Raw genomic sequence first — 1,147 nt, 5'->3', positions numbered from 1 at the left:
GGCCGCAAGTGGGAAGGCTCGGCCTTCGGCGGCGCGCGCGGGCGCACCGACGTGCCGAAGATCGTCGACTGGTACATGGAGAACAAGATCAACATCGACGACCTGATCACGCACACCATGCCGCTGGAGGACATCAACAAGGGCTTCGACCTGATGAAGCGCGGCGAGTCGATTCGCGGCGTCGTGCTGTACTGAGCGATGAGTTTCAGGGTTGTCTCGGAGCATGCCTGCCACGGCGGCGTGCAGCGCTTTTATGAGCACGAGTCATGCGTCATCGGCTTACCCATGCGCTTCTCGGTTTTCCTACCGCCGGCATGCGCGCTCGAGAAGGTCCCCGGTCTGCTTTACCTGGCGGGCCTGACCTGTACGGCAGAGACGTTCGCTACCAAGGGCGGGGCACAGTGCCTGGCTGCGGAACTCGGAATCGCCCTCCTCGCTCCCGATACCAGTCCGCGCGGCACTGGCATCCCTGGTGAATCCGGCAGCTGGGACGTCGGTGTGGGCGCCGGGTTCTATCTGGACGCGACGCAGGAGCCATGGTCCAAGCATTGGCGCATGGAAAGCTATCTGGTGGCGGAGCTGCTACCAGCCATCAACGACAAGCTACCGATCGACGGCGATCGCCTAGGCATCTTCGGCCACTCCATGGGTGGACACGGCGCCTTGACGCTGGCGCTGAGGCATCCCGGAAAATTCCGATCGGTGTCGGCATTCGCACCTGTCTGCGCGTCATCGGAAGTGCCATGGGGCAGAAAGGCATTCGCGAGCTACCTCGGCGAAGACCAGGCGCTATGGCGAGAGCACGATGCCAGCGCGCTGATGCGGCGGCAAGGTACTGCACCCTGGCCTAAAGGTGTGCTCGTCGATCAAGGACTGCTTGACACGTATCTGATCGAGCGAGCCTGTCCTGAATTTTGTGTTCGAGGCATAACATGACCACAGGAAGCATGTATGCCAGTAAGCAAGACAAAAGCGAAGAACGCGGCGATCGCCGCCAGGATGGCGGCACTGCCGTCGATTCCCAAAGAGCTGATTGACCAGTTTGTTTCGGGCCCGATGACCGGCGAGGCCGTCAACGAGGCGACGGCCGCGTTCAAGAAGGCGCTCATCGAGCGCGCTCTGGGCGCCGAGATGTCGCACCACCTGG

At 62.2% G+C, this 1,147-nt stretch carries 1 protein-coding gene and 2 pseudogenes; all 3 read left to right on the top strand.

From position 1 onward, the window contains the following. Positions 1–195: pseudogene (locus AC1DYD_RS41425) on the top strand (S-(hydroxymethyl)glutathione dehydrogenase); the annotation flags it as partial. 3 nt (positions 196–198) lie between these two features. Continuing rightward, a complete protein-coding gene (gene fghA, locus AC1DYD_RS41420; RefSeq protein ID WP_478178500.1) occupies positions 199–936 on the top strand; it encodes an S-formylglutathione hydrolase in 738 nt (245 codons plus the stop codon). Between the two features lie 15 nt (positions 937–951). Beyond that, positions 952–1,147, top strand: a pseudogene (locus AC1DYD_RS41415) (IS256 family transposase); the annotation flags it as partial.

It is taken from the genome of Variovorax sp. P4_B11, from assembly GCF_056402355.1.
Note: the sequence above shows the minus strand (reverse complement) of the source record. Positions and strands in the feature narration are given on the sequence as shown.

Coding starts and splice junctions, on each gene's coding strand:
- fghA (WP_478178500.1), top strand. CDS start 199: ATGAGTTTCAGGGTTGTCTCGGAGCATGCCTGCCACGGCGGCGTGCAG.